At 73.0% G+C, this 23148-nt stretch carries 18 protein-coding genes; 8 read left to right on the plus strand and 10 right to left on the minus strand.

Annotated elements, in window-relative coordinates; all coding sequences use genetic code 11:
* Positions 1-100 precede the first annotated feature (100 nt).
* From PCC79_RS04570 to PCC79_RS04580, 3 genes are all read left to right on the plus strand, one after another.
* The gene (locus PCC79_RS04570; RefSeq protein ID WP_232549016.1) at positions 101-646 is read left to right on the plus strand and encodes a flavin reductase; all 546 of its coding nucleotides are present in this window, start codon (positions 101-103) and stop codon (positions 644-646) included.
* A gap of 168 nt (positions 647-814) precedes the next feature.
* Positions 815-2095, plus strand: a complete 1281-nt coding sequence (locus PCC79_RS04575) for an ABC transporter substrate-binding protein (RefSeq protein ID WP_342373140.1) — start codon at positions 815-817, stop codon at positions 2093-2095.
* A gap of 12 nt (positions 2096-2107) precedes the next feature.
* Entirely contained in the window at positions 2108-2881 is a 774-nt protein-coding gene (locus PCC79_RS04580) for an NAD-dependent epimerase/dehydratase family protein (protein ID WP_232549014.1), read from the plus strand.
* Positions 2882-2929: 48 nt separating this feature from the next.
* Here PCC79_RS04580 and PCC79_RS04585 read toward each other — a convergent pair whose 3' ends face one another.
* Positions 2930-4270, minus strand: a complete 1341-nt coding sequence (locus PCC79_RS04585) for an enolase C-terminal domain-like protein (protein WP_342373141.1) — start codon at positions 4268-4270, stop codon at positions 2930-2932.
* Positions 4271-4411: 141 nt separating this feature from the next.
* Here PCC79_RS04585 and gltX point away from each other — a divergent pair, with 141 nt between their 5' ends.
* From gltX to PCC79_RS04605, 4 genes are all read left to right on the plus strand, one after another.
* A complete protein-coding gene (gene gltX, locus PCC79_RS04590) occupies positions 4412-5806 on the plus strand; it encodes a glutamate--tRNA ligase (protein ID WP_425325664.1) in 1395 nt (464 codons plus the stop codon).
* The gene (locus tag PCC79_RS04595; RefSeq protein ID WP_342373143.1) at positions 5803-6543 is read left to right on the plus strand and encodes an SDR family NAD(P)-dependent oxidoreductase; all 741 of its coding nucleotides are present in this window, start codon (positions 5803-5805) and stop codon (positions 6541-6543) included. The genes gltX and PCC79_RS04595 overlap by 4 nt, the downstream gene beginning before the upstream one ends.
* Positions 6540-7448: a sucrase ferredoxin gene (locus tag PCC79_RS04600; protein WP_232549012.1), complete on the plus strand. Its 909-nt coding sequence runs from the start codon at positions 6540-6542 to the stop codon at positions 7446-7448. The genes PCC79_RS04595 and PCC79_RS04600 overlap by 4 nt, the downstream gene beginning before the upstream one ends.
* An 86-nt stretch (positions 7449-7534) precedes the next feature.
* Positions 7535-8806 (plus strand): AI-2E family transporter, encoded by a 1272-nt coding sequence (locus tag PCC79_RS04605; protein ID WP_232549011.1) that lies wholly within the window; start codon positions 7535-7537, stop codon positions 8804-8806.
* Between the two features lie 29 nt (positions 8807-8835).
* Here PCC79_RS04605 and meaB read toward each other — a convergent pair whose 3' ends face one another.
* From meaB to mutA, 3 genes are read right to left on the minus strand one after another with little or no spacing between them, the layout of a single operon-like run.
* Positions 8836-9828, minus strand: coding sequence for a methylmalonyl Co-A mutase-associated GTPase MeaB (gene meaB / locus PCC79_RS04610; RefSeq protein WP_232549010.1), 993 nt, complete (start codon positions 9826-9828; stop codon positions 8836-8838).
* Positions 9825-12017 (minus strand): methylmalonyl-CoA mutase, encoded by a 2193-nt coding sequence (gene scpA, locus PCC79_RS04615; protein ID WP_232549009.1) that lies wholly within the window; start codon positions 12015-12017, stop codon positions 9825-9827. The genes meaB and scpA overlap by 4 nt, the downstream gene beginning before the upstream one ends.
* On the minus strand, positions 12014-13891 hold the full coding sequence (gene mutA / locus PCC79_RS04620) for a methylmalonyl-CoA mutase small subunit (RefSeq protein WP_232549008.1): 1878 nt from the start codon (positions 13889-13891) through the stop codon (positions 12014-12016). The genes scpA and mutA overlap by 4 nt, the downstream gene beginning before the upstream one ends.
* 212 nt (positions 13892-14103) lie before the next feature.
* On the opposite strand from mutA, the gene PCC79_RS04625 reads away from it, so the two are divergent.
* On the plus strand, positions 14104-14865 hold the full coding sequence (locus PCC79_RS04625; RefSeq protein ID WP_232549033.1) for an HAD-IIB family hydrolase: 762 nt from the start codon (positions 14104-14106) through the stop codon (positions 14863-14865).
* A 10-nt stretch (positions 14866-14875) separates the two neighbouring features.
* Here the strand turns inward: PCC79_RS04625 and serC are convergent, their stop codons facing one another.
* From serC to PCC79_RS04655, 6 genes are all read right to left on the minus strand, one after another.
* Positions 14876-15955: a 3-phosphoserine/phosphohydroxythreonine transaminase gene (gene serC, locus PCC79_RS04630; protein ID WP_232549007.1), complete on the minus strand. Its 1080-nt coding sequence runs from the start codon at positions 15953-15955 to the stop codon at positions 14876-14878.
* A gap of 67 nt (positions 15956-16022) precedes the next feature.
* Positions 16023-17609 carry a lipopolysaccharide biosynthesis protein gene (locus PCC79_RS04635; RefSeq protein WP_232549006.1) on the minus strand — a complete coding sequence of 529 codons (1587 nt, stop codon included), beginning with the start codon at positions 17607-17609 and terminating at the stop codon, positions 16023-16025.
* Positions 17606-18868, minus strand: a complete 1263-nt coding sequence (locus tag PCC79_RS04640; RefSeq protein ID WP_232549005.1) for a glycosyltransferase — start codon at positions 18866-18868, stop codon at positions 17606-17608. The genes PCC79_RS04635 and PCC79_RS04640 overlap by 4 nt, the downstream gene beginning before the upstream one ends.
* A complete protein-coding gene (locus tag PCC79_RS04645) occupies positions 18865-20517 on the minus strand; it encodes a WecB/TagA/CpsF family glycosyltransferase (RefSeq protein WP_342373144.1) in 1653 nt (550 codons plus the stop codon). Before PCC79_RS04645 ends, PCC79_RS04640 begins: the two co-directional genes overlap by 4 nt.
* Complete coding sequence (locus tag PCC79_RS04650; RefSeq protein WP_232549003.1) at positions 20514-22442, minus strand: glycosyltransferase family 2 protein; 1929 nt, start codon at positions 22440-22442, stop codon at positions 20514-20516. Before PCC79_RS04650 ends, PCC79_RS04645 begins: the two co-directional genes overlap by 4 nt.
* A 66-nt stretch (positions 22443-22508) precedes the next feature.
* Positions 22509-23126 carry an acyltransferase gene (locus PCC79_RS04655; RefSeq protein ID WP_342373145.1) on the minus strand — a complete coding sequence of 206 codons (618 nt, stop codon included), beginning with the start codon at positions 23124-23126 and terminating at the stop codon, positions 22509-22511.
* Between the last annotated feature and the right edge of the window lie 22 nt (positions 23127-23148).

The following is a 23148-nucleotide window of genomic DNA, read 5'->3' on the forward strand; positions in this document are numbered from 1 at the left end:
GTGCTGACCCAGCGGCACCGGCCCTCTTCGGGCCGGTGCCGTTCGCCGTTCCCGCACGGGGGCGAACGGGCTCGACAGGAGCACCGCTAGGCTCCGGGGCGTGAGCATCCACGCCGAACATCCCTTCGCCCCGCCCCCGGAGCAGCGCGATGCGGCACGCCGCTTCCGCGGCCGGCTGGTGTCGCCGGTGACGCTGTTCCTCACCGGTGCCGGGGCGCTCCGCGCGGGGCTGACCGTCAGCTCCGTGGTGGTGGTGCTGGGTGAACCCGCCCTCGTGGTGGGGTTCGTCGACCCGGCCTCGGAGTTCGCGCTGGCGCTGGGGGATCATTTCACCGTGACGATCCTCACCCCGGCGGATCGAGCGCTGGCGGACGCCTTCGGTGCCGTGGCGCCCGCGCCGGGAGGGCCCTTCCGCCTCGCCGAGTTCAGGGACACGGCGTGGGGGCCGAGGCCGGCGGCGTCCCGTTCGTGGCTGGGCGCAACGGTCAGGCAGCGGCGCCCGCTCGGCTGGGCCGAGGAGATCGTGGCCGAGATCAACCACGTCGACATCGCCGACAGCGGTGCCGGCGAGGCGGGGAGTGCGGACGCCGGCAGCGCGGAGGATCCCGTCGCGCACCTACGCGCCCGGTACCGTCGCTTGGCCTAGGTCTCGCAGGTCGCGAAGTCGTCAGGTCGCGCAGGTCACGCGCCTTGACTGGGTCGAGCGGGTCACGACTTGGTCACCGTGGCCGCCGCCCCTGTGAGTCCGCGTCGCGGCAGGTCTAGGCTGGATGCTGCACCGTGGCACGATCCCCCCACCGTCGAGAGGCCCGCCATGCACCGTCGTTTCGCCGCAGCCGTCATCACCGCCTGTCTCGCCCTGGGCGCTTGCGCCGGACCCGGGGGTGCGGACGCCGAGGGCGGCCCGGTCACCCTGCGCATGGCCTGGTGGGGCAACGATCTGCGCAACCGGATGACCGAGGAGGTCATCGCGCTGTTCCACGAGCAGCACCCCGACATCCGCGTCGAGCTGGAGCCCGGCGAGTGGAGCGGCTACTGGGATCGTCTGGCCACCCAGGCCGCCGGCGGTGACCTCCCCGACGTCATCGCCATGGACGAGTCCCAGATCGCGACCTACGGCAACCGGGGCGTGCTGCTCGACCTGGCGAGCCAGTCAGCCAACCTCGACCTCTCCGCGATGGACGCCAACGTGCTCGAGACCGGCATGGTCGACGGCGTGCTGGCCGGTGCGCCGGTCGGCGTCGGCATCTATTCCGTGGCCGTCAACCCCGACGTGCTCGCGGCGGCAGGTGTCGAGATGCCTGACGACACCACGTGGACGTGGGACGACCTGCGCGAGATCAGCGCCCAGGTCACGCAGAACTCCCCGGAGGGCACCTACGGGTTCGACCGGCTGGGCCTGGCCGCGGTCGAGCTCGGCTACTTCGCACGGCAGCGCGGCGAGGAGGTGTTCCCCCGGGAGGGCGAGACCCCCGTCTCGGTCGAGACCGCCCTGCTCTACCTCGATCACGTCGACCGGTTGGAGGCCGACGGGGCCGTGCCCAGCGCCACGGTGCAGAACGAGGACTTCGCGATCCCGCTGGACAGCAGCATGTTCGGCACCGGCCAGGCCGCGTTCCACCTGCTGTTCCACACCCAGATGCAGGCGTTCGCCAACGCGGCCGGCACCGAGATGCGACTGCTGCGCCTGCCGGCGCTGGAGGCCGGTGAGCCGCACATGGCGAACAAGGCCTCCATGTACTGGTCCATCGCGGCGCGGTCCGACCACCCGGAGGAGGCCGCCACCCTCGTCGACTTCCTGCTCACCGACACCGACGCTGCACGCGTCCTGCTCGTGGAACGGGGCGTCTCGGCGATCCCCGCCATCCAGGACGAGGTGGAGCCCCTGCTCGACGCCAACGGGCAGACCTCACTGCAGTTCGCCCGGGCCATGCAGGAGGAGGTCATCACCCCGCCGCAGGTGACCCCGGCCGGCGTCGGCAACTACTCCTCGGAGTACACCCGCATCATGCAGACCTACATGTACGACCAGGTGGATCGCCAGACCGCGGCCCAGCAGCTCGTCGATCTGGCCCGGTCGGTCGGCAACGGCTGAGGCGAGACGCGGGTGCACGTCGCGCTGACCGGTGCCGCCGGCCGGGTGGCCAGCGGGATCCGTCCGCTGCTGCTGGCCCGCGGTTGGGAGCTCGTGCTGCTCGACGTGGACGCTCCGGCTGAGCTCGCCTCCGGTGAGCGGTTCGTCGCCGCCGACGTGCGGGACGGCTCGGCCCTGCGCCGGGCCTTCGCCGGCGTGGACGGCGTCGTCCATCTCGGCGGCGTGCCCAGCGAGCGGTCCTGGGACGTGATCCACGACGTCAACGTGCTCGGCACCCGCGCCGTCCTGGAGGCGATGGTGGACGCCGGCGTCCACCGGTTGTTCCACGCCAGCTCGGTGCACGCCTCCGGCTTCGAGCCGGCGGACGCCCCCACCCTCGCGGCGCCATCCGACAGTTTCTACGGGGTGGGCAAGCTCGCCGCGGAGGCGATGGTCTCGGTGTACGCCGACCGATTCGGGCTCAGCGCGGTGTCGGCGCGCATCGCCAGCTACGGGCCGCAGCCGGCGAACGTCCGGGCGTTGGCGATGTGGCTCTCACCCGGCGATGCGGCACGGCTGGTGGCTGCGGCGCTGACGTGGGACGGCCCCGGGCACGCCGTGGTGTGGGGCGTCTCGGCCAACACGCGCAGCCCGCTCGACCCGGAGCCGGGGCGGGCGATCGGCTATCACCCGCTGGATGACGCGGAGGCCCACGCGCACACCGTGGCCCCGGCGGGCGAGGAGCCCCTCGACCGGCTCGGCGCGGGGTTCTGCGTTCGGCCGCTCGGCATCCGGGGTGGACGCTGACGGGAGCGGGCTCCGCCGCCCGGGGCAGGCTCACCAGCGGGGGAGGGCTCACCAGCGGGGGAGGGGGCCCGTCACGCTCGTGACGCCGAGCGCCTCGGCGTAGCGTTCGTCCTGCCGGTGTTCGCGACCGAGGTCGAGGTAGGCCCGGTGCAGGCGCTCGACGACGGCCCGATCGAGCTCGACCCCGAGCCCAGGGCCGTCGGGCAGGCGGACGGCCCCGTCGACCAGGGCCAGCGTGCCGGGCGCGACGATGTCGTCCGCGGCGTTCCAGGGGTAGTGGGTGTCGGCGGCGTGGTCGACGTGGCTGGCGGCGCAGACGTGCGTCATCGCCGCGAGGCTCACGCCGAGGTGGGAGTTGGAGTGCATGGACAACCCGAAGCCGAGGGCGTGGCAGGCGGTGTCCAGCGCGAGCGTGCCCCGCAGGACGCCCCAGTAGTGGTGGTCACCCAGCACGATCGAGACCGAACCGAGGCGCAGGGCGGGCGCCAGGTGCTCGGTCAGCACCACGCACATGTTGGTGGCGAGCGGGATGCCGGTGGCGCGGGCGACCTCGGCCATCGGCTCCAGCCCGGCCACCGGATCCTCCAGGTACTCCACGACGCCCAGCAGCTGGGCGGCGGCCGCGACGGCCGTGGGCACCGACCAGGCGGCGTTCGGGTCGAGCCGCAGCGGCATGGCCGGGAAGCGGCGCCGCAGGGCGTGGATCGTGGCCACCTCGACCTCCGGGGCGAAGACGCCGCCCTTCAGCTTCAGCGACGCGAAACCGTGGGCCGCCACCAGCGCCTCGGCCTGGGCGACGATGCCCTCGGCGTCCAGGGCCTCCCCCCACGCATCGGGGGTGACCGCACCATCGGCGTCCGGGTGCCCGGCGAGTTTGTAGAAAAGATAGCCGGCGTACTCCACGGACTCCCGTCGTGCGCCGCCGAGCAGGTCGACCACCCGGACGCCCAGCAGCCGGCCGGCCGCGTCGTGGCAGGCGACCTCCAGCGGGGCGTGGACGCGGCGCCGGTCGAACGCCGGCGCCGGGATCGGGGCGATGCCGAGGGACGCCTCCGGGCTGCGGTCCGACCAGCGGCGCCAGGCGGCGTCCGGGGCGGTGTCGACGTCCGCACCGGTGAGGCACGCGTCCACCCGATCGGCCAGCCGGTGGACGTCGAAGACGCTCGTGCCCAGCAGGCGCGGCGCGATCAACGTGAGCCAGTCGAGCTGCCAGGCGTGCCCGGCGCACTCCCCGAGCCCCGTCACGGTGCCGCCGCGGCCGTCGGCCACGTCGATCTCGACCAGCGCGCGCAGCACGTGGGGCTCGTGGACGCCCGCGGCGTTCAGCAGGGGCGGGTCGGCGAAGGCCAACGGGGTGATGCGGATGGCACCGATCGTGCCGCGGTCCACGGTGCCTCCCTGGGCGTCCGGCTGTGACCCATTGAAGCACACGCCCCAGTAAGCTGGTTCCTCATGACCGAGACTCCCACGACGCCGCGGCTGCGCATCGCCCCCTCCCCGACCGGTGATCCGCACGTCGGGACGGCCTACATGGCGCTGTTCAACCTCGCCTACGCCCGCGCCACCGGTGGCCGCTTCGTGCTCCGCATCGAGGACACCGACCGCGCCCGCTACGTTGCCGATTCCGAGGAGCAGATCTACGCGACGCTGCGCTGGCTGGGCCTGCCGTGGGACGAGGGCCCCGACGTCGGCGGCCCCTACGAGCCCTACCGGCAGTCCGAGCGGCTCGACACCTACCGGCCCTTCGTGGAGCAGCTGCTCGCCGACGGCCACGCCTATCACTGCTGGTGCTCCGCGGAGCGCCTGGCGGACATGCGGGCCGAGCAGGCGGCGTCCAAGCAGGCCACGACGGGCTATGACCGCCTGTGCCTGGGCAAGACGCGCGAGGAGCGCGCGGCGCTGCCCGGTTTCACCGACACCCCCGTCGTGCGGATGCGCATCCCCGACGGCGTGGCGACGACGTTCACCGACCTGATCCGCGGCGAGGTGAGCGCCCCGACGCCGGACGACCAGGTGATCCTCAAGGCCGACGGGTTCCCCACCTACCACCTGGCCGTGGTGGTGGACGACCACCTCATGGGCATCACGCACGTGGTGCGCGGCGAGGAGTGGATCAGCTCGACGCCCAAGCACGTCCAGCTCTACCGCTGGCTCGGTTGGGACGTGCCCGCGTTCGCGCACATGCCGCTGCTGCGCAACACCGACAAGTCCAAGATCTCCAAGCGCAAGAACCCCGCCGCCCGGCTGCTGTGGTTCCGCGAGCAGGGCTTCCTGCCCGAGGCGCTGCGCAACTTCCTGCAGCTGCTCGGCTACCCCCCGGCCGAGGACGACGCCGAGGTCGCGAGCTTCTCCGAGTTCGTGGCGGGCTTCGCCTGGGACAAGGTGAACACCGTCGGGCCGGTCTTCGACCTCGACAAGCTGAGCTGGCTGAACGGCCACTACATCCGGGCGTTGTCGCCCGAAGAACTGGCCGACCGGATCGTGGAGCACCTCGTCTGGACGGGGGAGTGGAGCGACCCCGACGACGCGCAGGTCGCCACGCTGCGCGCCGCCACCCCGCTCATCCAGGAGCGCCTCACGCTGCTCTCGGAGGCCCTCGGCAAGCTGCAGTTCCTCTTCACCGCCGACGCCGAGCTGGCCGGGGACCCGGCCGCGGTGGCCAAGCTGCCGGCCAACGCGGCCGACGTGCTGGACGCCGCCGTGGATGCCCTCGGCTCGCTCGACGCGTGGGACGACGCGAGCATTCAGGCCGCGCTGCGCGCCCGGCTGGTGGAGGAGCTCGGCATCAAGCCCAAGGTCGCGTTCGGCCCGGTGCGCGTGGCGGTGACGGGCTCGAACGTCTCCCCGCCGCTGTTCGAGTCAATGGCCATCCTGGGTCGGGAGTCGAGCCTGGCCCGGCTGCGCGCCCTTCGGTCCCGGCTGTGAGCGTGCTCGCCGTCTTCGGCGGGCGCAGCGAGATCGGCGTGGAGGTCGCGTGCCGGCTCGCCGGCACCGCCGCGGTGGTCGTCCTCGCCGTCCGGCCCGGCTCGGACGTCGGCGCGGCCGTGGCGCAGGTGCGCGCGGCAGGGGCGTCCCGGGTGGAGGTCGTCGACTTCGACGCCGACGACGTGGCCGCCCACCGCGGCGTCGTCGCGGCGATCGAGCAGCGGTTCGGGCCCATCGCGACGGCGGTCCTGGCCTTTGGGATCCTCGGCGACCAGGCGCGGGCCGAGCACGACGAGGCGGAAGTGGCCCGCATCCTCACCACCGACTTCACCGCGCAGGCCTCGCTGCTGACCGTGCTGGCCGACACCCTGCGCCCCCGGGGGGCGGGCACCATCGTGGCGTTCTCCTCGGTCGCCGGCGTGCGGGTGCGTCGGGCCAACTACGTCTACGGCTCGGCCAAGGCCGGGCTGGACGGCTTCGCGTCCGGCCTCGCCGACGCCATGCACGGCTCGGGGGTCGACCTCGTCATCGCCCGCCCCGGCTTCGTCATCGGACGCATGACGGCCGGGATGCGGCCGGCGATCTTCTCCTCCACCCCGGCGCAGGTCGCCGACGCCGTGGCCCGCCGGGTGCGTGACGGCGGGCCCGTGGTCGTGTGGATCCCCTGGCAGCTGTGGGTGCTGTTCGCCGTCGCCGCCCACGTGCCGCGCACGCTGTGGCGCAGGATGCCGCGATGACCGCCTGTTCGATCGCCTGGGAGGGTCTGCCCGCCTTCGGCACCGCCACGGTGGCACAGTTCTGGGTCGCCCTCGAACAACCCGGCCCGTGGGGTCGCGAGGCGCTGACCGAGTCGCACCTCGACCCAGCCCTCGGCCGGGCCGTCGGCGACGAGGCCGCCGCTGCTGGCGGCCGTGTGCTGCTGATGCGTGCCCCGGGCCACCACGCCGTGGAGGAGGGATTCGCGTCGCGGCGCGTGTTCGTCGCCGGCGGGCTGGCCGGTGATCCCTGGCTGCTCGAGGGGGTGGCGCTGGCCCCGGACGCCGTGCTCCGGCTGCCCTGGGACGACCTGGCCGTCGGTGACCGCGACGCCGTGCTCGCGGCCTGCCCCTGGTTGCGTCCGGCGCGCCACCCCGTCCTGCTGGTGTGCACGAACTCCAAGCGCGACGTCTGCTGCGCCCTCCGGGGCCGCCCCGTGGTGCAGGACGTCACCGCCCGGTACCCCGGCCAGGTGTGGGAGTGCTCGCACACCGGCGGCCACAGGTTTGCGCCCACCGGGGTGGTGCTGCCCCTGGGCCAGCTGCTGGCCCGGCTCACGCCCGGCCTGGCCGCGCAGGTGCTGGACGCCGCCGCGTCCGGCCAGTTGGCCGCCGCGGCGCTGACGCCCGCCCACGACCGGGGACGCTCCCACCTGCCGCCGGCGTGGCAGGCGGCCGAGTCGTGGGTGCGCGCCGAGGCGGGCATCACCGATCCGGCGGCGCTGTGGTGCGAGCCGGACCCCGAGGAGCACACCGTGGTGGTGCGGCACGTCGACGGCCGGGGCTGGGCGGTGCGCGTCAGGCCGCGCGAGGGCGGCCCGCTGCCCGACTCCTGCGGCAAGGCACCCAAGCCGAGCGCCTGGTTCGCCGTGGAACCGCGCGGCTGAGCTGCGGGACGCCGGCCGGGCCGCTGCACGGTACGGGCGAGCGATCTGTGATACTGGAGGCCCTACCCTCACCGTTAGGCCTAGCCATGAGCCCTTCCACGTCCTCGCCGCAGCCCGAGGCGTCCCCGCGCCGCGCGATCACGTTCCTGCCCGACCACCCGCGGGTGCGCACGGTGGTGATTCTCGGCGCGGCCCTGATCATCACGTTGTTCGGCATCGAGTACGTGGCCCGGGCGGCGTCGGTCGCCTCCCCCGTGCTGATCCCCGCCGCCATCGCCGTTCTGCTCGCCGGGCTGCTCATGCCGGTGCAGGTGCTGTTGAACCACAGGCTCAAGCTGCACCGCTACCTGGCCGCCATCGTGACCCTGGTGGCGGCGTTGGGCACCGTCGGGGCCATCATCTACTTCGCCGGGGCCCAGCTGGTCGAGGGCATCGCCGGCATCGTCTCGACCGCTTCGCTGGAGCTGGACGCGATCGAGCAGTGGGTCACCGACTCGCCGCTGCCCATCGATGCCGACCAGATCGGCGACCTCCTCGACCAGGCCGTGGCCTGGGTGGGCGACAACCGGTCGACTCTGGCCGAGGGCGCCGTCGACACGGGGATGGGCCTGGCCAGCGGCCTGTTCAGCACGTTCCTGACCCTCTTCAGCACCTTCTTCTTCCTCGCCCAGGGCGACCGGATCGCCGCATGGCTGATCCTGCTGCTGCCCGAGCGCTGGCGGCGTCCCGCCTACGAGAGCGGGCGGCGCGGCTGGGTGACCCTGGGCACCTACACGAAGATGCAGATCGTGATCGCGGCCGTGGACGCCCTCGGCATCGGTGTGGGCGCCTGGATCCTCGGGGTGCCGTTCGTCATCCCCATCATCGCCCTGACGTTCCTGCTGTGCTTCATCCCCGTGCTCGGCGCCCTCGTGTCGGGCGCCCTCGTGGTGCTCATCGCGCTCGCCACGCAGGGGTTCGTCACGGCGCTGATCATGCTCGTCATCGTCATCGCGGTGCAGCAGCTCGAGAGCGACGTGCTCAGCCCGGTGCTCATGGGCAAGGCGGTCAAGGTGCACCCCATCGCCGTCCTGCTGGGTGTCTCGGCGGGCAGCTACGTCATCGGCCTCGTCGGCGCGCTGTTCGCCGTGCCGTTCATGGCCACGGTCAACGTCATGGCGAACTATCTGGCCGGGCGGGACGCGTTCCCGGTCCTCGACGAGGGCGGCTCGGCGCTGACCGACTCGGTGCGCACCCTGGCCGGGGATGTGGACGACATCGACACGCCCTCCCGGGTCGGGGAGGCGACGCCCATGTGGATGACGAAGGCCCGCCGCGACGCGATGCGCCACCCGGATCCGGACGACGACGAGGACTGACGCCGCCGCGGGCGGCCGGGCGCAGGAGGTCAGGCCACGTCGGCGCGGAAGGCCGCGAGGATCTCGGTGGACGCCTCGACGGCGGACAGCTCGCCGCCCTCGACGGCGCGCTCGAGGTCCTTGGCGATCGCCTTCACGGCGGGGGAGCGGCGCAGCGACGTGGTGAGGTCGTCGATCACGAGCGACCACATCCAGGCCCGCTGCTGATCGGCGCGCCGCTGGTTCAGCGTCCCGGAGCTCTCCAGCTCGGCGCGGTGGTCGAGCACCGCCTGCCACACCTCGTCCATGCCCTCGCCGGTGAGTGACGACGAGGTCAGCACCGGGGTGCGGCGCTCGTTCGGGTCGGAACGGATCAGCCGCATCGCGATCTTCAGCTCGCGGGCCGACACCCGGGCCTCCCCGGCGTTGTCGCCGTCGGCCTTGTTGACCGCGATGACGTCCGCGAGCTCGAGGATGCCGCGTTTGATGCCCTGCAGCTGATCGCCGCTGCGGGCGAGCATGAGCAGCAGGAACGTGTCGACCATGCCGGCGACGGCCACCTCCGACTGCCCCACGCCGACGGTTTCGACCCAGATGGTGTCGAACCCGGCGGCCTCCATGATCAGCATGCCCTCGCGCGTGGCGCGGGCCACGCCCCCGAGATGGTTGCCCGACGGGGAGGGGCGGATGAAGGCGGCGTCGGTCTCGGCCAGGTCCGCCATGCGCGTCCGGTCTCCCAGCACCGAGCCGCCGGAGCGCGACGAGGACGGGTCGACGGCCAGCACCGCGATGCGGTGCCCGCGCTCGATGAGCCGCACCCCCATCGCGTTGATGAACGTCGACTTGCCGGCCCCGGGCACCCCCGAGATGCCCACCCGCACCGCGTTGCCCGTGTGGGGGCGCAGCAGGGTGAGCAGCTCGCGGGCGGCGTCGCGGTGGTCGGGCCGGGAGCTCTCGACGAGCGTCAGGGCCCGCGCCACGTGGGCGCGGGACCCGGCGACCACCTGCTCGGCCAGGGTCGCCGGGTCGAGGCGCTGCCTCATGCCTCGGCGCCCTCCAGCCGCTCCATGAGGATCTCCAGCAACTCGTGCGCCGACTCCGGGATCTTGGTTCCCGGCGGGTAGATCGCGTCCGCGCCGTGCTCGCGCAGCTCGGCGAAGTCCTGGCTCGGAATGACGCCGCCGACGACGATCATCAGGTCCTCGCGGCCCAGCTTGTCCAGCTCCTCGCGTAGCGCCGGCACCAGCGTCAGGTGCCCCGCGGCGAGCGAGCTCACGCCCACCACGTGGACGTCCGCCTCGATCGCCTGGCGGGCGACCTCCTCGGGCGTCTGGAACAGCGGGCCGACGTCGACGTCGAAGCCGAGGTCGGCGTAGGCGGTCGCGATGACCTTCTGGCCGCGGTCGTGACCGTCCTGGCCCATCTTGGCGACCAGGATGCGGGGCCGGCGTCCCTCGATCTCCTCGAACTTCTCGACCAGCTCACGGGTCTCCTCGACCGACGCGCTGGTTCCGGATTCACGGCTGTACACACCACTGATCGTACGGATCTGCGCGGTGTAGCGCCCGAACTCCTGCTCCAGAGCGTCGCTGATCTCACCCACGGACGCCTTCGCGCGGGCCGCGTCGATGGCCAGCTTGAGCAGGTTGCGCTCGGCATCGGTCGGATCGGGGTTGGCGGCCGCCCAGGTGAGCGTGCGCAGGGCCTCCTGCGTCGCCTCCTCGTCCCGCTCGGCGCGGAGCCGCTCCAGCTTCGCGATCTGCTGGGCGCGCACCTGCGCGTTGTCGATCTTCAGCACGTCGAAGGTGTCCTCGTCGTCGACGAGGTACTTGTTGACGCCGATCACGGGCTGACGCCCGGAGTCGATGCGGGCCTGCGTGCGGGCCGCCGCCTCCTCGATGCGCATCTTCGGGATGCCGGCCTCGATGGCCTTCGCCATGCCGCCGGCCTGCTCGACCTCCTCGATGAGCGCCCACGCCTTGGCCGCCAGCTCCGCGGTCAGCCGCTCGACGTAGGCCGAGCCACCCCACGGGTCGATCGGACGCGTCGTGCCCGACTCCTGCTGGATGAACAGCTGGGTGTTGCGGGCGATGCGAGCGGAGAAGTCGGTCGGCAGGGCGATGGCCTCGTCGAGCGCGTTGGTGTGCAGCGACTGGGTGTGGCCCTGCGTGGCGGCCATGGCCTCCAGGCAGGTGCGGGTGACGTTGTTGAACACGTCCTGGGCCGTGAGCGACCACCCCGACGTCTGGCTGTGGGTGCGCAGCGACATCGACTTGGGGTTCTTCGCGCCGGCGTCCTTCACCAGGCGCGCCCACAGCATGCGCGCGGCGCGCATCTTGGCCACCTCCATGAAGAAGTTCATGCCGATCGCCCAGAAGAAGCTCAACCGCGGCGCGAACTTGTCCACGTCCAGCCCCACGCTCTGGCCCGCCCGGATGTACTCGATGCCGTCGGCCAGCGTGTACGCCATCTCGATGTCGGCCGTCGCGCCCGCCTCCTGCATGTGGTAGCCGGAGATCGAGATCGAGTTGAACCGCGGCATGTTCGCGCTGGTGAACGCGAAGATGTCGGAGATGATCCGCATCGAGGGCAGCGGCGGGTAGATGTAGGTGTTGCGGACCATGAACTCCTTGAGGATGTCGTTCTGGATGGTCCCGGCCAGCTGGGCGGGCTCGACGCCCTGCTCCTCGGCCGCCACGACGTAGAGCGCGAGGACGGGCAGCACGGCGCCGTTCATGGTCATCGACACGCTCATCTGGTCCAGCGGGATGCCGGAGAACAGCTGGCGCATGTCGAGGATGGAGTCCACGGCCACGCCCGCCATGCCGACGTCGCCGGCCACGCGGGGGTGGTCGGAGTCGTAGCCGCGGTGGGTCGCCAGGTCGAACGCGATCGACAGGCCCTTCTGGCCGGCGGCCAGGTTGCGGCGATAGAACGCGTTGGACTCCTCCGCGGTCGAGAAACCGGCGTACTGACGGATGGTCCACGGCCGGTTCACGTACATCGTCGCGTACGGGCCGCGCAGGAACGGCGGGATGCCGGGCCGGGTGTCGAGGAAGTCAAGGCCGGCGAGATCGGCGTCGCCGAACAGCGGCGGCACGGTGATCAGCTCGGGCGTCTCCCACTCCGCGCCCGCCGCGCCCAGGTTGGCGACGGCGTCCGCGTACAGCGACGCCGCGTCCGTGCCGGGCGCGCCGTCACCGAGGTCGACGGAATCGAAACGAGGAATCATCGGGACACTCCCAGCAGGTCGAAGGTGGAGTCGAGGAACTCGACGACGTCCATCCCGAGGGCGATCGTGCCGTCGATGAGGCCCTCGGGCACCTCACCGGCCTCCTTGAGCTGACCGGCGAGGTACACCCGCTCGACGCCGGCGTCCTTCAACGCCTGCGCGACGGGCACCGCCTGGTCGGCGTAGACCTTCGGCGAGCTGCACAGGATGACCAGCTTCGCGCCGGCGTCGGACGCCTGCGCAGCGATCTCCTCGGGCGTGCCGCCGTGGCTCTCGGCGAACCCGAGCCCGCCGACCAGCACCACGTTGGACGCGAAGCCTTGCCGGGCGCCGAAGTCGCGTTGGGCTCCCAGGCAGGCGAGGAACACCTGGGGCGGCGCCCCGGTCTTCTCCTCGTGCGCCCAGGCGGCCTCGCGCAACGCCTCGAACACCTCGGCGTCGCGGATCTGCTCCAGGCCGTTGAGCGCGGGGGCCTCGGGGCGCTCCTTGGCGGCGTAGGGCTTCTCCCCGGCGAGCGGGAACATGCTCACGCCGGTCAGCTCGATCGCGCGGGTGGCGAGACCGCGGGACCGGGCCTCGTTGGTGGCGCCGATGCGCCGGGCGACGTCACCGGAGGCCAGCGCCTCGGGCATGCCCCCCGCGGCTTCGATCTCCTGCACCACCGTCCAGGCGGCCCGGGCGAGCTCGTCGGTCAGCGACTCGACGAACCACGAGCCGCCGGCCGGATCGGCGACGCGGCCGAGGTGGCTCTCCTCCGCCGCGATCACCTGCACGTTGCGCGCGATGCGGCGGCTGAACGGCGTCGGCAGGCCGTTGGCGTGGTCGAACGGCAGCACGGTGATCGCGTCCGCCCCGCCCGCCGCGGCACCGAAGGTCGCGATGGTGGTGCGCAGCATGTTCACGTGCGGGTCGACCTTGCTGAACATGCGCGGGCTGGTCACGGCGTGGATCGTCGCGCCGCGCGCCGGCTCGGGGACGCCGCACTCCTGCGTCACGCGCGCCCACAGCCGGCGCAGGGCGCGCAGCTTGGCGATGGTCGCGAACTGGTCGGCGGTGGCGGCCACGCGGAACTCGATCTGGGACGCCGCCACCTCCGCGTCGATCCCGGCCTCGTCGAGGTCGCGCAGGTACGCGATGCCGGTGGCGATCGCGAACGCCAGCTCCTGGGCGTCCGACGCGCCGGCACCGTCGTAGGGCAGCACGTCGACGGTCAGCGCGATGACGCCGGGCAGGTTGGCGGTGGCCTCGGCCACGTAGGTGCGGTGGGCGCTGAGGTCGGGCGCCGTGCCGTGCAGGGCGGCGTGCTTGAGGCCGTCGATGCCGAGGTTGCCCTTGACGACGGCGAGGTCGCAACCCGAGCCCTTGAGCACGGACAACAGGGCGTCGGCGGCGGCCGCCTGGTCGTGCAGGCTGGTGACCCGCACCGCGGCCAGGTCGAGCTGCACGTCGGCGAGGACGCGGCCGAGGGCGTCCGCGGGCACCGCGTCGGGGTCGACGCGCAGCCACACGCTGGTGGCGCCCCGCTCGAGGTCGTCCAGGATCGCCTGGCGCGTCACGGCCACGTCGGGATCCTCGTGCAACTGCCGGACGCCCCACGCGACGGCCTCGCCCGTCCGGGCGACCGCACCGCGGGTGAACGGCATAACACCGGGGTACCCCAGCTCGCCGGCCCAGTCGTCGCGGGTGTACAGCGGCGCGATGGCGATGCCGTCCAAGGTCGTCGTCGTGAGTCTCTTCAGGCCCTGCTCGGTGGAGAGCTCCTTGCCCTCCGGGCGGCCGCGGTTGAGGACCTTGAGGACCTCCGCCTCCCACCGGTCCTCGGTGGCGGCATCGAACGCGCCCGCCAGCGTGAGCTGCTCGGGGTCAACCGACATGGGTCACTCCCTGTTCGTCGTCTGATCGGTCATCGGACCCAGGGAGGGCCCGGTCTCCACCCACCCTAGACCGGTTGGCTCCGGCGCGGGCCCGCCCCGACGGTTCCGCCGGATTGGTCGGACGGGTGGACGGGCCACCCCGTGCGACGGCATCGTGGGACCAGGCCGCCCAGCCCCGGCCGCGGCACGAAGGAGCAACCCCGGTGAGACGGATGCTGGTCACGGACCTGGACGGAACCATCGTGTTCGACCGCGCCGTGCCGCCCGCGACCAGGGCGGCCCTCGACCGCTGGCGCGCCGCCGGCCACGTGCTGGTGGTCGCCACCGGGAAGTCGATCTTCGCGACCGACGACGTGTTGGGGCCCTCGGGGGTCACGTTCGACCACTGCGTCTGCTTCACCGGGGCGGTCATCACCGATGCCGGGTACCGGGTGGAGGACGCCCGCTTCCTGCCCCCGGACCTCGTCCACGCCGTGTACGCCGACCTCCGTGACGCACCTCACGTCGCGACCTTCGCCACCACCCTGGCGGACGACCACCTCCTCGCCGACAACGCCGGCCGTGTCGACTCGATCCTCGCGCGGTACACCCCGCTCGCGGAGGAGGACCTCGCCCGGCACGAGTTCGTCGGGATCCCCCTGCTCGTCACCGACGACACGGCGCGCGACCAGGTTGCCGCCCACCTGGTGGCGACCTGGGGTGACCGGATCGCGCTGCACCGCAACCAGGACTTCCTCGACATCGTGCCGCCCGGCTCGGACAAGGGCAGTGGCCTGCGCCGTCTGCTCGGGCGGCGGTTCGCCGGTGAGCCGGTGGAGGTCTGGACCCTCGGTGACTCCTGGAACGACATCGCCATGCACACGGTGGCCGACCACCCGGTGTGTTTCAGCTACTCCCCGGACGAGGTCAAGGCCGTGTGCGAGCGCGAGGTGGCGCGCGCGGAGGATCTCATCGACGACCTCCTGGGGGGCTGACGCCGCTGCCTCAGCCGTGCGTGCGCTCGAACTCCGCCATGAAGTCGACGAGGGCGCGCACGCCCTCCAGCGGCATGGCGTTGTAGATGCTCGCGCGCATCCCCCCGACCGAGCGGTGGCCGGCCAGGTTGGTCAGGCCGGCGTCCGCGGCCCGGGCCACGAAGGTGGCGTCGAGCGAGGGGTCGGCCAGGAGGAACGGCACGTTCATCCACGACCGCGCATCGCGGTCGACCGGGTTGGAGTAGAAGCCCGAGGCGTCGATGAAGCCGTACAGGGCGTCCGCCTTGGCGCGGTTGCGTTCGGCCATGCCGAGCAGGCCACCCTGATCGGTGATCCAGTCGAGCACCAGGCCCAACAGGTAGATCCCGAACGTCGGCGGAGTGTTGACCATCGAGTCCGCCCCGGCCTGGACGGTGAAGTCCCACACGGTCGGCGTCTGCGGCCGGGCGCGGCCCAGCAGGTCGCGTCGGACGACGACGACGACCAGCCCGGAGGGCCCCATGTTCTTCTGCGCGCCCGCATAGATCACACCGAACCGCGACACGTCGACCGGCCGCGACAGGATCGTCGAGCTCATGTCGGCCACCAGCGGCACCGGCCCGGCGTCCGGCACGTAGCCGAACTCCACGCCGCGGATGGTCTCGTTGGGGGTGTAGTGCAGGTAGGCCGCGTCGGGGGACACGGTGAACGAACCCTCGCGCGGCGCGCGGACGAAGTGGTCGGCCGACTCGTCGGCCACCACGCGGACGCCGGCGTACTTCTCGGCCTCCGCGGCTGCCTTGACGCCCCAGTCTCCGGTGAGGAGGAAATCGATGCTGTCGCCGGGGGCGGTCAGGTTCATCGGGATCGCCGCGAACTCGCCCATGGCCCCGCCCTGGAGGAACAGCACGGCGTACTCCTCAGGGATGCCCATCAGCGCCCGCAGGGCCGCCTGGGTGGCCTCGGCCGCCGCCACGAAGGCCTTGCCGCGGTGGGAGACCTCCATCACCGACATGCCCGAGCCGCCCCAGTCGAGCAGTTCGTCGCGGGCCCGCTCGAGCACCGCGAGCGGCAGCATGGCGGGGCCGGCCGAGAAGTTGTGGGCGCGCATGGGCCGATTGTTCCACCGATGGTGGGCGGCGGCCCCGGCAGGTTCGCCCTGCGGAAGACCCCGGACGTCAGCCCTTGCCGCGGGTGACGACGAAGCGCCGGACCTGGTGCCAGCCGAAGGTCCGCAGGTAGTACAGGGCCATTGCCGGTGCGGCGCCGAGGCCGACCGTGAAGAGCGCGAGCGGCCCGAACGGCACCCACGTGCCCACCACGAAGGTGGCGATCGCCCAACTGCACGCACCGGACAGGGCGGCGCACAGCACCGCCAGCCCCCAGGGGACGTGCCGCCACGGCCCCTCGACGGGGTGAGGCAGCCGGCGGAGCAGCGCGACCAGCCGGACGGCGGCGAACACGTTGGCCACCAGGGTGGCCAGCACGGCCCCCATCGCGCCCCAGAGGGTGATGAGGGCCAGGGTGAGGGCGATCTTGACCACCAGGTTCTCCACGTCCACCCGCATGGTCGCCGCCGACTCACCGGCCACATTGGCCCACAGCCGCTGCACCATCACCAGCAGGAGGGCGCCGTGCGCGACGAGCACGGTGGCGGCCACCCACCCCGGCAACGGGGTGCCGAGATGGAGCCACGCGGTGACGCCGAACAGCGCGGCCGGGGCGCCGACGACGATCCAGCCGGTGACCGCCTGCACCCAGATGCGCTGCAGGCGGGCGGCCTGCTCGGCGGCCGCCACCTCGCCCAGGGAACCGATGCCGTTCCCCATCATGGTGCGGATGGGCGACATGGCGTTCTGCGGAATGTTGCGCAGCGTCGTGGCGAAGTTCTGACCGACGCCGAACGGAGTCATGTCCGCGGGCGCGAAGCGCCCCACGAAGAAGGCGTCCCCCTGCGCGGAGAACGAGGTGACGATGCCGGACACCTGAATCTTCCAGGCGTAGCGGAAGAAGTCGACCAGCTCGCGGCGGGGGATGAAGCCGATGCCCCGGGCGTCCAGCAGGGGCAGGGCACCGGGAATGACGATCAGGGTCGTGAGCGCCTGCTGGGCGATGAAGGCCCAGGCGATGCCGGCCAGCCCGGCCCCCGTCTCCACCGTGACGACCATGCCGATGGCGTAGGCGACGTAGCCGGCGAGGTCGGCGACCGACTGGACGGCGAACCGGTTGCGGGTGTGCAACACCTGGGTGAAGAGGCCGCGCACCTGGGCCACCGCGACGATGACCATCATCACCCGGAGCAGCAGCGTCGCGCCCTCGGGGTCGGGGTCGGTCGCCGGGAAGAAGCGGACGATCTGCGGGGTGAACCAGAACACCAGCAGCGTGATCGGCACGAACACGGTGAGGACCACGACCTGCAGCGTCGTCAACAGCCGGGTCGTGGCTGCCGCGTCCCCGCGGCCGGCGTGGATGCCGAAGTGCCGGTTGGCGCTCGGCCCGATGCCGCCGTCCAGGCTCGCGAGCATGAACTGGAGGGCCATCACGAGCAGGTAGATGCCGTAGATGCCCTCGCTCACGCCGTGGATCACATAAGGCGTCAGCGCCAGGTTGAACACCAGCGGCGCCATCTGGGGCAGGGCCTGCCACAGCGTGCCGGCGATGAGGGTGCGCCGCGAGCTGGGCCGGGCCGCGGGGGTCGGGCCGGGATCGGGGGCCTCGGCGGCCCGCGTGTCGCGGGGGCCGGGGGTCTCGGGAGGCAGCGTCACCGCGCGGCCCCCGCGCGGGCCAGGAAGTCGCGCATCCGCACCGCGTTCGTCTCGACGCCGAACTCCGTCACCACGGCGTCGCGCCCGGCTGCACCCCAGGCGGCGCGCCGCGCGGGGTCGGCGGCCAGCTCGGCGAGGGCGTCGGCCAGCAGGTCGGCCCGGCCGGGCGCCACGAGGCGGCCGGTGACGCGGTCGGTCACGAGGTCGCCGATGCCCGCGATGGTCGTCGTGACCACGGGCAGGCCGGTTGCCATGGCCTCCATGAGCACGACCGGCAGCCCCTCCTGGAAGCTCGGCAGGCAGAACACGTCCGCGCCGTGGTACTCGGCGAGGATGTCGTCCTGGCCGACGGGGCCCACGAGGGTGACGCGGTCGGTGAGGCCGCGACGCCCGATCTCGGCGCGCAGCACGGGCTCCAGCTCTCCGCCGCCGACGAGGCGGGCGTGGGCGTCCACGCCGCGCTCGACAAGCCGGGCGATGGCATCGATGAGCACCGGGGCGCCCTTCTCGGGCACGAGTCGGCCGACGCTGAGGATGCGGAACGGACCCTCGGCGGCGCGGCTCGCCCCTGTGGGCGGCACGAACCGATCGGTCTCGACCGTCATCCGGACGATGTCGAGCTTGTCCCAGTCCTGCGTGCCGACCAGCCGCATGAGCTGGCTGCGCGTGAAGTCGCTGATGCAGGCCACCCGTGCGGCGTCGCGCACCTTGCCCGCGAGGTCGAACCGCTCCACGGCCTCGAACTCGGTCGGCCCGTGCATGGTGAAACTCCACGTGTACACGCCCTCGCCCTCCTCGGCGTTGCCGAGCGCGACCGCGAGGCGGGCGATGTCGGCGCCGTTGTTGGCGAAGTGGGCGTGGACGTGGCGGATGCGGTGCGCACGGAGCTGGTCGAGCAGCACGCTGGCCTCCGCGAGGTAGGCGAGCTGCCGACACCGCGAGGCGGGGCGCGCCTCCCCGCTCCGCAGCGCGCGGGCGGACGCCGCAGCGAACGCCCGTGGCGCACGACGCACCGCAGCGGCGTTCGAGCGCAGGGCCGCCGGCACGTCGGCCTGGAGGACGACCGTGGCGTCGGCCTCCTCGCGCATCAGCTGCGTGCGCAGCTGGGCAGGATCGGGGCGGCGCACGCTCACGGTCAGCACGCGTACACCCTGGGCGCGCAGGCCGACGATCTCGCGTTCGATGAACGTGTGCGACAGGGCGGGGTACTGGCTGACGAGGTAGGCGACGGCCAGGTCGCCGGAGGTCGGCGCGGTCATGCGGCGGCTCCCCGCGTCGCGGGCTGGGCGCGGAGGGGCCGGCCGGCGCCGGAGCGACGGCGCGTCAGGGCGCGCGCCAGCAACCCGAGCGCGAAGGGCGTGTCCACCACCACGTAGCGGTGGAACAGGCGTCGCGGCTCCTGTACGAGCCGGTGGACCCATTCGGCACCCACCTTCTGCAGCAGCGGGTGGGCGCGCGAGACGGAGCCGGCCGCCATGTCGATCGCACCCCCGCACCCGAGGAACCAGGCGTCGGGCAGCGCGCGGCGCAGCACCTGCGCGACCCGCTCCTGCTTGGGGAAGCCGAGTCCCACGAACACGATGTCGGGCCGCGCGGCGACCACCTCGGCCACCACGGGGATGAGGGACGCCTCCTCCTGCTCGAACCCCAGCGGGGGGCTGAGCACGCCCGCCACCTTCAGGCCCGGGTGATGCCGGACGAGGCGGCGGGCCGCCTCGGCGCCCACACCCTCGGCGGCACCGAGGAGGAAGACCGACTTCTGTTCGCGGGCGGCCATGTGGGAGAGGCTCCACAGCAGGTCGGAGCCGGCCACGCGCTCGGGCACGGGGTCACCGGCGATCCGGGAGCTCCACACCAGGGGCATGCCGTCGGCGATCACGACATCGGCGGACGTGATGAGGTCGGCCAGACCGTCGGCGTGCACCCGGGCCATGATGTCGACGTTCGGGGTGACGATGAGGCCGCCGCGACCCGCGTCGAGCTCGGCCGCCACGCGTCGGACGACCGCGTCCTCGGTCAGCTTGTCGAACGGCAGCCCGTCGATGAGGACGCGATCGGTGCGAGGCGTGCGGCTGGAGTCATCGCGCTCCCATCGGGCGCCGGAGCGGGCCCGCCGCTGGGCGGCGAGACGGGTCACCGCGTACACGACCGCACCCACGATGCGCCGCGGGTCGCGGACCAGCAGGCCGAGCAGGGCTCGGGCGGTGCCACCCGTGGAGGAACGGGTGTCCACCCCCGGCAGCTCGGCCTCGCCGAACTCGGCGTTGCCGCGCGCGATGCGGGCCCGCACCTTGACCAGGTCGCGCCAGCGACGCGGCGTCGCGACCGTGAACGTGCCGGGGGTGGAGACGCGCTCGTGGGGGGCGAACAGGCGCTGGACGAAGAGGTCGTCGCTGGTGAGCTCCGGGAAGGCTCCGAAGCGTCGGCGGCCGGACTCCGAGAGGGCGTAGACGCCGAGGCCCACGAGCCCCTGGGTGGCGTACGGCAGCCGGGCGAAGATGTCGTAGAACGCGCGCACGGCCCAGCTCGAACCGGCGGTGTCGAAGACGATGCGGGGTGCGGCGACCCGCGGCGCAGGGCCGGCCAGGGCGTCGCGCAGGGCCGGCAGGGCATCGGGGCTGAGTTCGATGTCGGCATCGAGGTACACGCGCGGGAAGGCGGTGGCGTGCTCGTCGCCGAGGTTCAGGGCGTGGACCTTCGAGGCGAGGTCGGTCTCCACCACGATGAGGCCGGGCAGGCTCTCGGCGTGGGCGCGGGCCGCCGCGGCGGTCCCGTCCTCACACCCGTTGGCGACGACGACGATCTCGGCCTCGCGCCCGATCGCCGTGCCGCCCAGGGCCGCGAGGCACCGGTCGATCGAGACGGCTTCGTTGTGCGCCGGAATGACGACGCTCAGTGCGCGGTTCATGCACCCTCCTGGTGGCTGTGCGGAACGGGTCGCGCCGCGGGGCGGCGCCGCCGGAATGCGACGAGGAGCCGTGCGGCGAGGGGAACTCGGGTGAGACGCGCCTTGGTGCGGGCGCGCAGGTCGCTGCGGTCGAGGCGGCCGGCGGTGCCGAGCAGGCGCCGGCCGGTGCGCAGATCCCCGGCGGCCAGGGCGGCGTCGCCGCGGGTGTGCAGCCGGTCAGGCGAACCCGCCGCGATGCGCGCGGCGAGATAGGCGTGCTCGTCGGCGGTCAGCCCGGCACCCAGCAGACCGGGCAGCGCCGCGACCATGCGCTCCTCGTCGGCCCACATCCCCTTCTGGCTGCTCGACAGGCTGCCGGGGGTGGAGCGGTGCAACGCGGTGGGCTCCATCTGGAAGGCCACACGCCAGCCCGCGATGATCGCGCGGATCCAGTACTGCCAGTCCTCGCAGCGCTCCAGCTCCTCGTCCATCGGGCCGATCTCGGCCACCATCGGGCGGGGAACGAGCGTGTGGATGGGGATGATGTTGCGCTCCAGCACGGCTCGCCGCTGGGCGTCACGCGGCAGGGGGGAGAACCCGAGGACGCGGTCGCGCCGGATGCCCTGCTCGTCCAGCACCAGCGCCTGCGAGGCCACCCACGAGCGAGGCGGCGCCGCGTCCAGCGTGGCGAGCGCCCGCGCGACGTGGTGGGGGAGCAGGACGTCGTCGGCGTCACAGAGGACGACGTGACTGCCGGTGGCGGCGGCCAGGCCGGCGTTGCGCGCGGCCGACACCCCGGCCCGGTCCTGCCGGACGAGCACGACCCGCTCGCCGTGGGCGGCGGCGATGGTGGCCGTCGCGTCGTCCGAGCCGTCGTCAACGACGACGATCTCGACGTTGGGGTGGGTCTGGGTGAGGGCACCGGTGAGCGCCGCCCCCACGGTGGCGGCTGCGTTGTGGGCCGGCATGACCACGCTCACGCGGCGGTCGTCCGCGACGGGCGTCCGGGCCGGGGCCGCGGCGTGCCTGCGCCGGGCCGCCAGCGCACGGCCGACACCGGGCAGGCCCAGGATGCGGGCGTTGCGGCGTGAGCGGGCGTCGTCCGGATCCAGCCGGGCGGCGAGGCCGAAGTGCTCCGCCGAGGTGGCGGCGTCCCCGGCCGCCAGGGCCTCGCGCGCGGCGACGACGTGGCGCTGCCAGGATCCGAGCGCCCGGCGCTCGGCCAGGTGCGCACGCTCGGCGGGGGTCAGGGCATCGCCCACGTAGTGCTCGAGGCGCTCCATCATCTGGTCCTCCGCGTCGAGCATCTTCGCGGTGTCGGCGCTGAGGCTCGTGGGCAGGAGCCGGTACAGGGCCGTCGGGGTGGTCTGGAAACGGATCTCCCAGCCACGGAAGACCGCGCGCGCCCAGTACTGCCAGTCCTCACACCGGCGCAGCGTGCCGTCGATCTCGCCGAGATCCTCCAGCATCGCCCGTGGGTACAGGCCGAAGATCGAGACGGGGTTGCGGCGCAGGATCATGCTGCGCAACCGTTCGGGCGCGACCGCACCCTCGGGCAGCACCCGCTGCCAGCCGATGCCGTCGGGGCCGATCGTGTATGCATCAGACGTGACCATGGCCTTGTCGCCGGGCCGGAGCATGGCCAGCGCCAGCTCGACGTGCCGGGGGAGCCACAGGTCATCGGAGTCGAGCCACGCCAGGTGGTCGCCCCGCGCGGCGCGGATCGCGGTGTTGCGCGCGGAGCCGCAGCCGGCGTTCGGCTGGCTGATGACGCGGACGCGGTCACCGAAGGCGGACGCGATGGCCGCGGTCGCGTCGGTCGACTCGTCGTCCACGACGATGACCTCGAGGTTGCGGTGCGTCTGGTTGAGCGCGCTGCTGAGCGCGCCCGCGATCGTTCGCTCGGCGTTGTAGGCGGGCATGATGACGCTCACCAGGGGTTCCATGGCGGATGTCCTTCCCCGGCCGTGGGCGGCCGGATGGCGGGGGAACGGTCGGTGCCGGGGGGGGGGTCAGGGGTGCACGGGGACGGGCGCGGACGCCTCGTCGGCGTCACGGGAACGCCTGCCCAGGGGGCGCGCGGGGACGCCGCCGACGATTGTCAGCGGCTCGATCCGTCCGCGGACCACCGCGTGGGCGGCCACGACACAGCCGTCGCCGATGCGGGCGCCGGGCAGGACGGTGACGCCGGCCCCCAGCCACACGTCGTCGCCGATCTCGACGCCGTCGCCGTGCCACTCCTGCTCGACGATGGGGCGGTCGGCTCCTGTCCCATGGTTGCTGCCCACGATCGTCACCCCCTGGGCGAGCAGGCAGCCACGGCCGATGCGGATCGGCGCGCCGGCCGTCCTGATGTTCGCGAACTCCCCGACGTAGGTGCCTTCGCCGATCTGCAGCGCGGAACCGGTCAGGCCGCCCCCGTCCTCGACGGACAGGGTGGACGGCCCGAAGACCGCCACGCCGGTGCCGAGCCGCAGACGGTCGAGCCGGCCGCGGACGCGAACGTCCCGCGCGATCAGGGCGCCGGGATGGTCTCCGCGGGCCCGGTGCAGGTGCGCCAGGGCGAGCGCGCCGTCACGCACATCGCGCGCGACGCCCTTGGCCACTGAGGTCAACCAAACGACATTCACCACATTTCCTCCCCCCATTGAA

Source organism: Propioniciclava soli (assembly GCF_038502305.1).
GTDB classification, from domain to species: Bacteria; Actinomycetota; Actinomycetes; order Propionibacteriales; family Propionibacteriaceae; genus Propioniciclava; species Propioniciclava soli.

Excerpts from the sequence above, each read along its gene's own strand:
- PCC79_RS04640 (WP_232549005.1), bottom strand. The coding sequence starts at position 18,868 with ATGACCGCGCCGACCTCCGGCGACCTGGCCGTCGCCTACCTCGTCAGC.
- PCC79_RS04650 (WP_232549003.1), bottom strand. The coding sequence starts at position 22,442 with ATGGAACCCCTGGTGAGCGTCATCATGCCCGCCTACAACGCCGAGCGA.
- PCC79_RS04645 (WP_342373144.1), bottom strand. The coding sequence starts at position 20,517 with ATGAACCGCGCACTGAGCGTCGTCATTCCGGCGCACAACGAAGCCGTC.
- PCC79_RS04575 (WP_342373140.1), top strand. The coding sequence starts at position 815 with ATGCACCGTCGTTTCGCCGCAGCCGTCATCACCGCCTGTCTCGCCCTG.
- PCC79_RS04625 (WP_232549033.1), top strand. The coding sequence starts at position 14,104 with ATGCTGGTCACGGACCTGGACGGAACCATCGTGTTCGACCGCGCCGTG.
- serC (WP_232549007.1), bottom strand. The coding sequence starts at position 15,955 with ATGCGCGCCCACAACTTCTCGGCCGGCCCCGCCATGCTGCCGCTCGCG.
- gltX (WP_425325664.1), top strand. The coding sequence starts at position 4,412 with ATGGCGCTGTTCAACCTCGCCTACGCCCGCGCCACCGGTGGCCGCTTC.
- PCC79_RS04600 (WP_232549012.1), top strand. The coding sequence starts at position 6,540 with ATGACCGCCTGTTCGATCGCCTGGGAGGGTCTGCCCGCCTTCGGCACC.
- meaB (WP_232549010.1), bottom strand. The coding sequence starts at position 9,828 with ATGAGGCAGCGCCTCGACCCGGCGACCCTGGCCGAGCAGGTGGTCGCC.
- mutA (WP_232549008.1), bottom strand. The coding sequence starts at position 13,891 with ATGTCGGTTGACCCCGAGCAGCTCACGCTGGCGGGCGCGTTCGATGCC.
- PCC79_RS04605 (WP_232549011.1), top strand. The coding sequence starts at position 7,535 with ATGAGCCCTTCCACGTCCTCGCCGCAGCCCGAGGCGTCCCCGCGCCGC.
- scpA (WP_232549009.1), bottom strand. The coding sequence starts at position 12,017 with ATGATTCCTCGTTTCGATTCCGTCGACCTCGGTGACGGCGCGCCCGGC.